The sequence below is a fragment of the Patulibacter sp. NPDC049589 genome (assembly GCF_040675535.1).
Classification (GTDB): Bacteria; Actinomycetota; Thermoleophilia; order Solirubrobacterales; family Solirubrobacteraceae; genus Patulibacter.
Genome location: NZ_JBFAPC010000160.1, coordinates 1 through 12,621, shown reverse-complemented (window position 1 = coordinate 12,621; position 12,621 = coordinate 1). Strand labels below are relative to the sequence as shown.

The window sequence follows — 12,621 nt, the reverse complement described above, 5'->3', positions numbered from 1 at the left end:
GGCGCTGCGGGAGCAGGGCCACGACGGCCCCGCCGGCGAGGCGCTGCGCGCGATCGAGCGGGCCGCCGAGCGCGCGTCGGGCACCATCGCCGACATGCTCGAGCTCGCCCGGCTCGACGCCCGCCGCGGCCGCTTCGAGCGCGAGCCGCTGCGGCTGGACCTGCAGCTCGAGCAGCTCGTCGAGGAGTACGAGGACCGCGCCGCGGCGGCCGGCGCCGAGCTGCGGCTGCACGCGACCCCCGACGTGGTGGTCCGCGGCGACGAGCGGCTGCTGGCCCGGTCGGTCGCCAACCTCGTGGAGAACGCCATCCGCTACGGCGCGGTCGGCGGCGCGATCGACGTGCTCCTGTCCGTCGAGGGTCCCGACGCCGTCGTCGAGGTCCACGACCGCGGGCCGGGCGTCCCCCCGGCCCAGCGGGCGGCCGTCTTCGACCGCTTCCACCGCGCGAGCGGGACCGCAGGAGGCTCGGGCCTCGGCCTGCCGATCGCGCGCCTGGTCGCCGAGGCCCACGACGGGTCGCTGGAGCTCCTGGACGAGGTCGAGGGCGAGCCGGGCGCGCGATTCCGGCTGCGCCTGCCGCTGGCGACGGCGGGGTGAGGGGCGGCGCCGGGCGTTCGCGCCCACGGCATGCGGCGCGCCCCGAGGGCGCGTCGGAGTCCGTCGCGCACCGGTCGGCAGGAGCCGGACCCGGCGCCGCCGCCGGCCTCCTTGGCTCGGGGAGCGCTTGGGTCCGCGGCCGCGGAGCTTGCCGGCCGTTCGACCTCGACCCCGAGCGCCTGCAGCGCGTTGTGCTGCGCGGTCGGCTCCTGCGCTGCGGTCGAGAGACGCGGGCGTCGCCGATCGTCCGCTCGCTCACCCGCGGAAGTGCCGTATGACGCCCGGTCATCGGGAATCAATTCGGACGGGTCTATCGGGACGAGGGATCGTCAGTTCCCACCGCGAGGCCTGATCGCGGATCGTCGTCCCGGGAGACCTTCGGCTTGCGGGACGGACGTCCATGTCTGAACGGATCAGCGCTCCCTCCGGGACCGGCCGCTCCGGACCCGGGCATCTCGCCCCAACTGCCCTTCAGGCGGACCGGTCCGCCGCGGGCTCCCGGGCGGCGTTCTCAAGAAGTTCCCAGGAAGACGCCAGCCGCCGTTCAGCCGTCGCGTCCACGATGGCCGTCGATGCTGACGTCGACCACCGCCCGCCACGTCCACGTCGAGCACGTGATGGGCACCGCCGTGTCGTTCGACGTGCGAGACGTCCCGGACGATCCGACCGCGGCGATCGCCGCTGCCGTCGAGGATCTCCGCGCCGTCGATCGCCGGTTCTCGACGTACCGCTGCGAGTCGGAGATCCGGCGCATGCGGCACGAGCAGCTCCGCGCGGAGGACGCCCACCCGGACGTCCGCGACGTCCTGGACCGCTGCGAGGAGCTCCGGGCCTTCTCCGGCGGGGCGTTCGACCACCGGCCGGCGGCCGGGCTGCTCGATCCGAGCGCCTACGTGAAGGGCTGGGCGGTCGGCCGCGCCGCGACCATCCTGCAGGACGCCGGGCTCGACCGGTTCTGCATCACCGGAGGCGGGGACGTCATCACGCGCGGGGGCGACTGGCAGGTCGGGATCCAGCACCCGCTGCACCGCGACGCGATCTGCGCGGTGGTCCCCGCGGGGGACCTGGCGATCGCGACGTCCGGGGCGTACGAGCGCGGGGACCACGTCCGCGACCACCGCACCGGACGTGCCCCGTCCGCGGTCCTTTCGGTCACGGTCTGCGGGCCCGACCTCGGCACGGCCGACGCGCTGAGCACCGCGGCGTTCGCGATGGACGCCGACGGGCCTGCCTGGACCGCCGGACTCGACGGCTACGAGGCCATGACGATCCTGCGCGACGGGACCGTCCTCTGCACCCCGGCCTTCCCCACCCAGGACGACGGAGGGCTCCAATGAGCTCGTTGTGGACCGACGATCTGCCCGGCCGCGGACCCGCCCGGGAGCCGCAGCTCCCCGCCCGTCCGCAGGGTCGGCCGGTACCGACCTCCGCCGGGGCCGGACCGGCGCCGGCGGCACCCGACGGCACGCCCGCCCGGACGCGTCGACGCCCGGCGCGCCCGCGTCCGCTGGTGGTTGACGTCCTCGCGCTCCTGGCGGGCCTCGGCCTCGGCTGGACGATCGCGCTCGGCGTGCTGGCCGAGAGCAGCGGCTCGCTGTCGGCCACCGGCGGTCTCCTGACCGCTGCGGGCCGCATCGCGGGCCTGGTCGCCGCGTACTCGATGGTCGTCGTCGTGCTGCTCGTCGCGCGCGTCGCCCCGCTCGAGCGCGCCATCGGCCAGGACCGCCTGGTCCGCTGGCACCGCAAGCTCGGCCCGTATCCGCTGTTTTTGCTCGGCGCCCACGCGATCCTGATCACCCTGGGGTACGCGCGCGCTGCCCACGACGGCGTGCTGCACCAGCTCTGGGAGCTGATCTGGACCTACCCCGGCATCCTCGCCTCCGCGGTGGGTGCGATCCTGCTGATCGCCGCCGGCGTGACGTCGTACCGCAAGGCGCGACGCCGGATGAAGTATGAGACGTGGTGGACGGTCCACCTCTACACCTACCTCGCGCTGTTCCTCTCGTTCTCGCACCAGGTGAACACGGGCGCGTCGTTCGTCGGGCACTCGACCAACCGCGCCTGGTGGACCGCCCTCTGGGTCGGCACGCTCGCCGTCGTCGTGGCCTCCCGGGTCGGCGTCCCGCTCTGGCGCAGCCTCCGACACCGGGTCCGCGTCGTCGGGATCCACCCCGAGGCCCCCGGCGTCGTGTCCGTCGTCCTGGAGGGCCGGCGGCTGGACCGGCTGCCCGTCGGCGGCGGCCAGTTCCTGCAGTGGCGGTTCCTCCGTCGCGGCGAGTGGTGGCAGGCCCACCCCTACTCGCTGTCCGCCGTCCCGACGTCCACCCGGATGCGGATCACCGTCAAGGACCTCGGTGACCACAGCCAGGGCCTCGCCGCGATGCGTCCCGGAACCTGGGTGGCCATCGAGGGCCCCTACGGCGCCTTCACCCCCGACACCCGCAGGACCGACAAGGTCCTGCTCGTCGGCGCCGGCGTCGGCTCCACCCCGATCCGGGCGATCCTCGAGGACCTGCCCGAGGACACCGACGTCGACGTCATCCTCCGAGCCTCCGACGCGCCGAGCCTCGTGCTCCGCGACGAGTTCGCCGAGCACCTGCACCGTCGTCGCGGCCGTCTGCACGAGGCCGTGGGGCATCGCGACCGGGTGCCGCTCGACGCTGCGGCGCTCGGCCGCATGATCCCGGACATCGCCGACCGCGACGTGTTCGTCTGCGGACCGGACGGCTTCACCGAAGCGTTCGTCCACGCCGCCCGGGCCGCGGGCGTCCCCCGAGACCAGATCCACCACGAGTCCTTCGCCTTCTGAGGCCCCCACATGCGCCGCGCACCCATCGTCATCAGCTCCACCATTGTCGGCGTCGTCGCCGTCCTGACGTTCCACACCCGCCAGCCGACGGTCGCCACTGCGCTGACCGCCGGCACCACGACCACCGGCGCCGCCACGCCCGAGACGTCCGCCGGCACCGCAGCCGGCGCGGCGAGCGGGTCGGCGACGGGGACGACGAGCTCCGGGAGCACCACCGCGTCGTCGACGTCCGGCACGCACTCCGCGACCGGCAGCGCGATCGACACCCAGTACGGCGCCGCGCAGGTCAAGGTCACCGTCAGCGACGGCAAGATCACCGACGTGCAGGCGCTGCAGCTCCAGGGCAACGAGCCGAAGTCCGTGCAGATCAGCGGGGCCGCCGCACCGCTCCTCCGCGAGAGCGCCCTGGAGAAGCAGAGCGCCGCGCTCGACGCCGTCTCCGGCGCGACCATCACCAGCGCCAGCTACGAGGCGTCGCTGCAGTCCGCCCTCGACAAGCTGGGGTTCAAGGCCGCCGACGGCAGCCGCGGCACCTCCACCATCCCCCAGGTGGAGGAGCACCACGACGGGCCCGACGGCGGCCCCGGCGGCGGCGACCCGTCCGACGAGCTGTTCCAGGACCAGGGCGCCGGGTAGGGCAGCACCAGAGACCGGAGAGCACGGGCGGCGCGGGGTGCTCAGGTACCTCACAGCGTCCTCTCGCGTGGAGCTCGCGCGCACAACGGACGGTGTCCTCAGACACCGAACCGTCTTCTGGAGATCCCATGAAACGCGCACCCATCGTCCTCTCGGCCACCGTCGCCGGCGTCGCCGCCACGCTCGGCTTCCACACCCACGCGGGCACCTCGCCGACCGCCTCCGCGGCCGCCACACCGAAGGTCGCCACAGCGACCGGTGCTCCGACGAGCACGACCGCGTCCGCGAGCACCGGCACGTCCACGAGCACGACCTCATCGCCTTCGACCGCGGCCACGAAGCAGACCGCCGCGACGGCATCGACCAAGACCGTCACCAGCGACCCTGTGAGCAATCAGTACGGCGAGGTGCAGCTGAAGGTCACCGTGAAAAACGGGAAGATCACGGACGTCGAGGCGCTGCAGCTGCCGACGAACGACCCGAAGTCCGCGGAGATCAACGCCTACGCCGGCCCGCTGTTGCGACAGAGCACCCTGACTGCGCAGAGCGCTGACATCGACAGCGTCAGCGGCGCCACATACACCAGCGAGAGCTACAAGACCGCCCTGCAGTCCGTCCTGGACGAGGTCACGCTTTCCAGCGGCGCCACGACGTCCTGAGCCCGACGGCAGCGGGACGCCGGCACTCTCAGCCGGATCTCAGCCAACTCGGGGTCTCCTCCAATGGGCCGCCTGCAGGATGACCACATGATCAAGTCCTTCAAGACCAAGACCGCAGCCATCGCCACCATCGGCGTGCTCAGCCTCGGCGGCGCCGCCGTCGCGGCCACGACCTCGTCCAACGCACCCACGCCGCTCACCGGCAACATCACCGACCAGGCCTCCACGGCCGCCCTGGCCAAGTACCCGGGCGCCACGCTCGTGGGGATCGAGAGCAAGACCGACGGCACCTACGAGGCCGAGGTCCGCAAGGCCGACGGCACCGAGGTCGAGGTCGAGCTGGACAAGGCGTTCAAGGTCACCGGCACCCACGCCGGCGGCCTCGGCGGGCACGGCGGCCACGGTGGCGGCAAGGGCGGCTTCGGCCGCGGTGTCGACACCGCCGCACTGGCCAAGACCCTCGGCGTGACGGAGGCCAAGCTCCAGGCCGCCCTCGAGGCGACCCACGGCACGAAGGACGCGACGAAGGGCGACCGCGCCGCCACGATCGCGAAGGCGCTCGACGCGAGCACGACCGACGTCCAGGCCGTCCTCGACGCCCAGAACGGCGGCGGCGGCCGCGGCGGTCACGGTGGCGGCGGCGACAACTCCGCCCTGGTGACCGCGCTGGCGAAGAAGACCGGCAAGTCCGAGGCCGACGTCACGAAGGCCCTCGCCGCCATCCAGACCGCCCGCAAGGACGCGGAGGCGACGGCACTGGCCAAGGAGCTCGGCATCGACGCCGCCAAGGTCAAGACGGCGCTCGCCGCCGCCAAGCCCGCCGCCCGCCCGTAACGCGATCCGGCCGCGCCCGGCGACCGGCCGTCACGACGGTCGACCGGGCCTGCCGGTGCGCACCAGAACGTCCACCTCCACCTGGCACCCGACACGGCGCGACCTCCCTGGTCGCGCCGTTCGCTGGTGGCGGACCACGGCGCGGCCGACGGCCGGAACCCCCGGCCCCGCCGCCGGAGTCGTCCTGATCGGCGATCCCACGGCCTGCGACGAGCTCCGGGAGATCCTCGACGCCCTCCCGGACCCGACGATCGCGACGGTGCTGCTGCGCACGGCCTACGGTCACGCCTCGACGGCCCGTGCGGACGTCGCACGTCTCGCGCTGCGCTCCGGGGCGCGCGTCCACGAGTGGTTCGGACCCCCGGACCGGCTGTGCCCCGACGCCGAGACGCTCCTCGCCCTGGTGCCCGACATCGACAAGCGCACCGTCGTCGTCGTCGGCCGAAGGTGCTTCCGACGACGGACGGCCGCGGCCGCAGAGCTCGCCGGCGCCGCCCGGCCCAGCGAGGCCGTCGCCTTCGCGGGCAGGGACCACGCGTCGCCCGCCCGCTGACCCGGCCGCGGCGCGAGCGACGAGCGGTCGATCGCCGCAGCACGCGAGCGCGCCCAGGAACCGCCCAGGGAGTTCTTGCACGGCTCTCATCCCCGCGCGGCATGCTCGTGGTGTGGGGTTCAGCGGTGCCGCCGACGGGGTCTCCCGAGGCCGGTCCGCGCTCGTTCCCAGGGAGTCTCAGGAGCCGCTCAGAGCGAGCCCAGCCGCGGGCGGGAGCCTGTGACCATGCGCCCCTCCGCTCCTCTCCGCGGCCTGCTCACCGGGTTGGTCGCCCTCGTCGTCTTCGCCTCAGCGGCCGTGGCCATGGCCACCGGCGGCTCCGCGCCCCCGCGCCCGCCTCTGCCGGCCGCCGCCGTGCCCGCCGTCGCCGCGACCGCGGCGGCGACCGACGACACGCTCGACGACGACACGCCCGTCGCCCAGACGGTCGCCGGCGATGGCGACGGCGACGGGGGACGCGGTGGCCGTGGTGATCGAGGCTTCGGCGGGGGTGGCGGGGGTGGCGGGGGTGGCGGGGGCGGCCGCTTCGGCGACCGCTGAGCGCGGCGTCGAGGAGCGGCACCCATGCCCACGACCTCCGGTTCGCCGTTCGGGCTGGCCCTCCGTCGAGCGCTCCTGATCACCCTCTACGGCGCCGTGATCCTCGTCCCGCTGGGGCTGACCATCGGGGTCGTCAAACCGGGTGCCCAAGGCCGTCTCGTCGTGTTCTCCGACGCGCTCGGCTTCGCCGCGCTGTCGCTGATCGCCCTGCAGGTCATCGCGTCCGGGCGCTGGGCGTCGACGACGCGCGTCTTCGGGCTGCGGCCGGTCCTGCACCTGCACCGTCAGGCGGGCAAGGCGAGCCTGATGCTCGTGATCGCGCACGTCGCGATCCTCATGCTCGACGATCCTCGTCGGCTGCGGCTCTTCGACGTCCCCGACGCCCCCGGTCGGGCACGCGCCGGGACGATCGCCGTGCTGGCGCTCGTCGGGATCGCCGTGACCTCGATCTGGCGGGCGAAGCTCGGCATGCGCTTCGAGCATTGGCGCGCGTCGCACCTGGCCCTGACCGGCGTCGTGATCGCCGCGTCGTTCGTCCACGTCATCTGGGTGCGTGCCTACACCTCGTTGGCGGACGAGCGCGACGTCGTCCTGGCCCTGGTCATCGCCGCGGCCGCCGCGCTGTTCTGGGCCCGCGTCGCCCACCCGTACCGCACGGCGTTGAAGCCGTACCGGGTGGTCGCCGTCCGTCGTGAGCGCGGGGGCGCGGTCACCCTCGAGCTCGAGGCGGACGGTCACGATGGCCTGCGCTTCGGCGCCGGCCAGTTCGCGCGGCTGCGCCCCGCGCACGCCCCGTACAGCCTCGACGACCACCCCTTCACGCTCAGCTCGAGCGCGGCGCACCCCGAGCATCCGTCGTTCACCGTCAAGGCCCTGGGGGACTTCACGACCGCCGTCGCGGACCTCCGGCCCGGGGACGAGATCCTCGTCGACGGTCCGCACGGCGAGGCCGTCCGCGACGGCGACCGCCGCCGCGGTCGCATACTGCTGGCGGCCGGCATCGGCATCACTCCGGCGATGAGCGTCCTGCGGACCGCCGCCGAACGCGGGAGCACGAAGCCGTTCCTGCTCCTCTACGGCAGCCGGCAGTGGGCCGACATCACGTTCCGCGAGGAGCTCGCCGCGCTCGGGCGCCGGCTGCCGAACCTGCAGGTCGTGCACGCGCTCTCCCGCGCCGAGCCCGGCTGGCCGGGGGAGCGGGGCCGGGTCGGGGAGCAGCTGCTGCGCCGCTACGCGCCGCGCGACATCGCGCGCTGGAGCGCCCTGATCTGCGGACCGGCCGCGATGGTCGCCGAGGCGTCCGTGACCCTGGCGTTGCTGGGGATGCCGATGCGCGCGATCCAGGCAGAAGGCTTCGAGTAGCGGGGCCGGGCGGCCGCGTGCCGGGGCCGGCCGCGGCCCCGGCACGCGTCAAGCGGTCCGCACGGGCAGCCGGACGACGAAGGACGCGCCCCCGTCGTCCGCGTTCCGGGCCTCGACGGTCCCGTGGTGGGCCGACACGATCGTCGCGACGATCGCGAGACCGAGCCCGGCTCCGCCCTTGCCGCGGGTCCGGCCACCCTCGGACCGCCAGAAGCGGTCAAACAGCGTCTGCGGATCGTCGGTGGGCAGCCCGCGGCCGTGGTCGCGGACCTCGATCTCGACCCGGTCGCCGCTGCGGACGGTGCTGATGTCGATGGGGCCGCCGGCGGGGGTGTGGACCAAGGCGTTGCGCACGAGGTTCGTGACGACCTGGCGGAGCTGCCCGTCGTCGCCCTGGACGATGCGCTCGCCGTCGGTGCGGACCGTGATCCGGCGGTCGGTGTCGATCACCCGCGCGTCTTCCGCCGCGTCCTCGGCGATCTGCGCGACGTCGACGGGCGCGTGGTCCTTCTCCGGCGCCTCGTCCAGGCGCGCGAGCACGAGCAGGTCCTCGACGAGGACGCCCATCCGGGCCGCCTCGTCCTCGATCCGGCCCATCGCCTTCTTCAGGTCCTCGGGCTCGTTCACCGCCCCGACGCGGAACAGCTCCGCGTACCCGCGGATCGACGCCAGCGGCGTGCGCAGCTCGTGCGACGCGTCGGAGAGGAACCGGCGCAGCCGGGCCTCGCTCGCCGAGCGTTCGGCGAACGCGCCCTCCAAGCGGCCCAGCATGCCGTTGAGCGCGGCACCCAGCCGGCCGACCTCGGTCCGCCCGTCCGCCGGGACGACCCGCTGGTCCAGGTCACCGGCGGCGATCTCCCCGGCGGTCGCGGTCATGCGGTCCAGGGGCCGCAGACCGATCCGCACCAGGAGCCACGTCAGCAGGGTCAGGAGCCCAAGCGCGACGACGATGACGAGGATCTCGGTCTTCAGGAGCTGCGAGAGCGTGGCGTCGACCTCCGTCAGCGGGATCGCGACGACCGCGACCGCCGCACCGGCGACCTGGGCGGTCTGGCCGAACCCTCCGCGGCGACCTCCGCCGTCGCCGGCGCCCGGCGCACCACCGAGCGCGAACGTCCGGACCCGGTAGCGCAGGCTGCTGCCGTCCTGCGCCTGCACGGTCAGCGTCTCGTCCGGGCCGAGGGTGGCGGGCAGTGCCGGACTCGACAGTGCGGTGGCGTTGAACGCCGGCGCGACCTTCACGGGTGTCCCGAGCGCCTGACCGGACGCCGTGCGCAGCTGACCGTAGGACCCCGGGATCAGGTCCCCGCCGGTGCCGCTCGGACCGTCGCCCACGGACCCGTCGTCGTCGTTGGCTCGCACGAGACGCTGGGCGACGCCCGGGCGGGCGGTGGCGAGCTGCTGGTCGACCTGGTCGAGCAGGGCGCTGCGCTGGCTGGTGTAGGTGACGGTGGCCAGCGCCATCATCGCCACCGCGGTGAGGACGAACAGCAGGGCGATCAACCGGACGCGGAGACTCATCGGGAGGCGAACGGGTGCGGAACGGGCGATCAGCCGCGCGGGACGCGCAGAGCGTACCCGACGCCGCGGACCGTGTGGATCATGGACGGGAGAGGCTCGTCGCCGGCGTGGTCGAGCTTCTTGCGCAGGTAGCTGACGTAGGTCTCCAGGACCCGGGCGTCGCCCCCGAAGTCGTAGTCCCACACGTGGTCGAGGATCTGGGCACGCGTCAGGACGCGACGCGGGTTGCGCAGGAAGAAGCGCAGCAAGCGGTACTCCGTGTCGGTCAGGTCAATCGGGTGGCCGGAGCGCGTGACCTCACGGGAGTCCTCGTTCATCTCGAGGTCCACGAAGCTCAGGAGGTTCGTCGGCTCTTCCGTCTTGCTGGTGCGGCGCAGGATGACCCGGATCCGGGCGACGAGCTCCTCGAGCGAGAACGGCTTGGTCATGTAGTCGTCGCCGCCGGACGTGAGACCGCGGAGCTTGTCCTCGGTGGCGTCCCGGGCGGTCAGGAACACGATCGGGACGGCGCCGCGTTGGGCCCCGAGCTTGGCGGCCACGTCGAAGCCCGTCATGTCCGGGAGCATGACGTCGAGCACCATGATCTCCGGCCGGAACTCCTCCACCTGCAGCAGGGCATCACCGCCCGATACCGCGGTCGCGACGTCGTAGCCCTGGTACCGAAGGGCCATCGAGACGACGTCGGCGATGTTGGGCTCGTCGTCCACGACCAGGACGCGCGGGGCGGGAAGCGCTTGCGTGCTCATGGAACGAGTATCGGATCGGATCCTGGGGAAATCCTGGACAACGGCTGGGGGACGCCGAAGCATCCGGACGGCCCGCGCACGCCCTCTCCGGTCGTCCGCGCTCTCAGCGGGGACACAGCGTTGTCCCAGGGCACTCCCGTGTCTGCCGAGCATCGTGGTGCCCATGAGCACCTCGAACTTCACCGCCGCCCGTCGCCTGCGTACGACCCCCGCGCCCCCGGCGATCCAGCTCCTGCACGTCGCCCGGGCCCCCGCCGTGGTGCCGACGCCCGCCCGGCCGCCGCGCCCGTCTGCGTACCTGGCACCGCCGTTCCCGTTCTCCGGCCCCGTCGTCGGTGCGTCCCACGTCTCGCCGGAGCTCGTCTCCTGAACGGGTCCGGGAAGAGGCGACGGGTTCTTCGAGGTTGTCGGGTGCGTGGGGGCGTCGACTCCTGACCCCGGACGCTTCGATGCGCTGGTACTCGCGCTGACGGTCGCGTGGCGAGTGAACGCTGCCTCTGGGCACGGCGGGCCCGTCGTGTTCTGGCGCGGCGACTTCGGAGCACATCAGGCGTGCCAGGCCGAGGTCGCAGCGATGACACGAGCAGAGGCCGATGAGCTCGCGCAACGGGACCTCGCTCGCGCGTCACACCCCGCCAGCGCGGTGAGAATGGTCTCGCCGACCCGGCGTTCCCTTGACGCGACGCTCATGCTTGACGCGGACGGTGAAGCCGCGGCGACCCCGACCCCGCCCAACCGTTGATCGCGCGTCCCGGAGCGTTCCCCGCGACGGGCCGCTTGGGGTGTCCCAGTGGAGGATCCTTTCTGGGACGCCTGCGTTGCCTCCGGGGCCAACCGGCCCGCGTCTCCCCTCGCACGCATGGTCCTCGTCTGTGGGGTTCTCCGGACAACGAACGTCCAGTTTGCCCTACGGAGGAAGTTGCAGTCAGACGACAGGTGTTCATTTCGCGATCTCGCCAAGACGACGTACGCTTCGCTGCGGACGACAGGTTTGCCCAGCAGCACTCCCGCCTTGGGCGACAAGAAATCGCCGACGCCACGATCGCGGCCACCGGGCCGTGTGCCGGGAGGATTCACCGAACCGCCGCATGGCGGGAGGATCGTCAACGACCGCACTAACGCTTCGAGCGCACCCTTCGTGCGCCGCGGTGCATGGTGCGAGGAGCCAGCCAGGTACCGATGTGAGCAGCAAGACACCCGACCGCCGCCCGTCCGCTCGGCCCCTGCCGCGGCCGGACCGGACCCCGCCCGCAGTCTTCGTCGAACCCGCACCGTCACCGCTTGCTGCCGAGGAGCGCCAGCGCGTACTCCAGTCGCTGGAAGCCCTGCACCGCGTTCTCGGCCGAACGATGCGCACCCTGGACGCGTTCATAGCCCACGTTGGTGATGCTGCCAATGCGACAGACGACCGCCAGGTTCCGTCCGCACTCGACTCACACATTCGGGGCCCCAGCGACCGAAACTCCGAAGATGACCCTCGGTGACCGCTCTGCTCTGACGCCCGCCTCGAGCGGGCGGCAGAGCGGTGCGGTGGGTGATCGCGACAACCTCACGGAGCAGCAGCGAGCGTTGGTCAACGCAGCGCACGACGCGATCGTCTACTCGAAAGCGAAAGGCGCAGACGGCGTAGGTGACCGCCGCCGTGCCGCCTTCAACGACGCCCACCGCCGATCGTCCGAAGCGATCGCCGCCGCCGCGGCCGCCGGCGTTCCCCGCGACGTCCTCGAAGCCACGATCAAAACGGCAATGACCGACGAGCGACGCCCAGAAAGTCAAGCCACTGCTCGCCGGCGAACATGACGCTTGAACCAACGAAGCCGAACAAGGCCGACCTCTGCATCGGGTCCGACCCGACGCGTGTAGTCGCCATGGCCTCCGGCAGCTACTCAACGGTCAGCGAGCGCGTAAGCACCTCAGCTGTCGTCTGATAACGGCTAGATCTGACGACGCCAGCGCGCCGGCGGCGTCCCGCTCAAGGATCGTCAGTGGGACGGATCGGACGAACTCCGAGTGATCGCCGGCGCCGTCCCCTTTGCGTCCGGCCAGCGTTCGGCTATCGGGACGGGGTGGTGACTGGTTCGGGCGTCCCGGCCGGAGGTGTCGTCGATCGCGTGCCACGGGGTGTCCGAGATCGACGGCCGCTGCCTCACGAGGCGCCGCAGGTCGGGGCCGCCGTCGATCCTGTGCCAGGGGGTGTCCGAAATCGACGGCGCCTCCGCGACGCGAGGCGCCCGCAGCGAAACCGCTCATCCTCGCGTCCTGTTAGCTGATCCTCATCATCACTCGCAAGACGGATGCGACCACGCGCTCGGGACGACAGCGGTCAAGCTCACGCCTGGCCCTCCGGCGCCGCGCCCAAGCGC

14 protein-coding genes are annotated in these 12,621 nt (G+C 72.9%); 12 read left to right on the top strand and 2 right to left on the bottom strand.

Translation table 11 applies throughout. The features are described 5' to 3' along the window. The 9 genes from AB0L40_RS22495 to AB0L40_RS22455 all read left to right on the top strand — a co-directional run. The coding region (locus AB0L40_RS22495; RefSeq protein WP_364359973.1) for a HAMP domain-containing sensor histidine kinase at window positions 1-598 on the top strand (598 nt) is incomplete at its 5' end. 572 nt (window positions 599-1,170) lie between these two features. Further along, window positions 1,171-1,935 carry an FAD:protein FMN transferase gene (locus AB0L40_RS22490; RefSeq protein ID WP_364359970.1) on the top strand — a complete coding sequence of 255 codons (765 nt, stop codon included), beginning with the start codon at window positions 1,171-1,173 and terminating at the stop codon, window positions 1,933-1,935. 173 nt (window positions 1,936-2,108) lie between these two features. Next, window positions 2,109-3,407 carry a ferredoxin reductase family protein gene (locus AB0L40_RS22485; RefSeq protein WP_364359967.1) on the top strand — a complete coding sequence of 433 codons (1,299 nt, stop codon included), beginning with the start codon at window positions 2,109-2,111 and terminating at the stop codon, window positions 3,405-3,407. Between the two features lie 9 nt (window positions 3,408-3,416). Then, window positions 3,417-4,043, top strand: a complete 627-nt coding sequence (locus AB0L40_RS22480; protein WP_364359964.1) for an FMN-binding protein — start codon at window positions 3,417-3,419, stop codon at window positions 4,041-4,043. A gap of 128 nt (window positions 4,044-4,171) precedes the next feature. Continuing rightward, the gene (locus tag AB0L40_RS22475; protein WP_364359961.1) at window positions 4,172-4,702 is read left to right on the top strand and encodes an FMN-binding protein; all 531 of its coding nucleotides are present in this window, start codon (window positions 4,172-4,174) and stop codon (window positions 4,700-4,702) included. Window positions 4,703-4,789: 87 nt separating this feature from the next. Then, window positions 4,790-5,536 carry a hypothetical protein gene (locus AB0L40_RS22470; RefSeq protein WP_364359959.1) on the top strand — a complete coding sequence of 249 codons (747 nt, stop codon included), beginning with the start codon at window positions 4,790-4,792 and terminating at the stop codon, window positions 5,534-5,536. 55 nt (window positions 5,537-5,591) lie between these two features. Further along, complete coding sequence (locus AB0L40_RS22465) at window positions 5,592-6,089, top strand: hypothetical protein (protein WP_364359956.1); 498 nt, start codon at window positions 5,592-5,594, stop codon at window positions 6,087-6,089. A 225-nt stretch (window positions 6,090-6,314) separates the two neighbouring features. Next, window positions 6,315-6,629, top strand: a complete 315-nt coding sequence (locus AB0L40_RS22460; protein ID WP_364359955.1) for a hypothetical protein — start codon at window positions 6,315-6,317, stop codon at window positions 6,627-6,629. A gap of 24 nt (window positions 6,630-6,653) precedes the next feature. Beyond that, entirely contained in the window at window positions 6,654-7,991 is a 1,338-nt protein-coding gene (locus tag AB0L40_RS22455; protein ID WP_364359952.1) for a ferredoxin reductase family protein, read from the top strand. A gap of 48 nt (window positions 7,992-8,039) precedes the next feature. Here AB0L40_RS22455 and AB0L40_RS22450 read toward each other — a convergent pair whose 3' ends face one another. Further along, window positions 8,040-9,512, bottom strand: a complete 1,473-nt coding sequence (locus AB0L40_RS22450) for a HAMP domain-containing sensor histidine kinase (RefSeq protein WP_364359949.1) — start codon at window positions 9,510-9,512, stop codon at window positions 8,040-8,042. A 29-nt stretch (window positions 9,513-9,541) separates the two neighbouring features. Further along, window positions 9,542-10,258 carry a response regulator transcription factor gene (locus AB0L40_RS22445; RefSeq protein WP_364359946.1) on the bottom strand — a complete coding sequence of 239 codons (717 nt, stop codon included), beginning with the start codon at window positions 10,256-10,258 and terminating at the stop codon, window positions 9,542-9,544. A 163-nt stretch (window positions 10,259-10,421) separates the two neighbouring features. Between AB0L40_RS22445 and AB0L40_RS22440 the strand changes: the two genes are divergently transcribed. From AB0L40_RS22440 to AB0L40_RS22430, 3 genes are all read left to right on the top strand, one after another. Continuing rightward, window positions 10,422-10,628, top strand: a complete 207-nt coding sequence (locus tag AB0L40_RS22440) for a hypothetical protein (protein WP_364359944.1) — start codon at window positions 10,422-10,424, stop codon at window positions 10,626-10,628. A gap of 1,100 nt (window positions 10,629-11,728) precedes the next feature. Next, window positions 11,729-12,058, top strand: a complete 330-nt coding sequence (locus AB0L40_RS22435) for a hypothetical protein (RefSeq protein WP_364359941.1) — start codon at window positions 11,729-11,731, stop codon at window positions 12,056-12,058. Then, on the top strand, window positions 12,055-12,186 hold the full coding sequence (locus AB0L40_RS22430) for a hypothetical protein (protein ID WP_364359938.1): 132 nt from the start codon (window positions 12,055-12,057) through the stop codon (window positions 12,184-12,186). The genes AB0L40_RS22435 and AB0L40_RS22430 overlap by 4 nt, the downstream gene beginning before the upstream one ends. Window positions 12,187-12,621 lie beyond the last annotated feature (435 nt).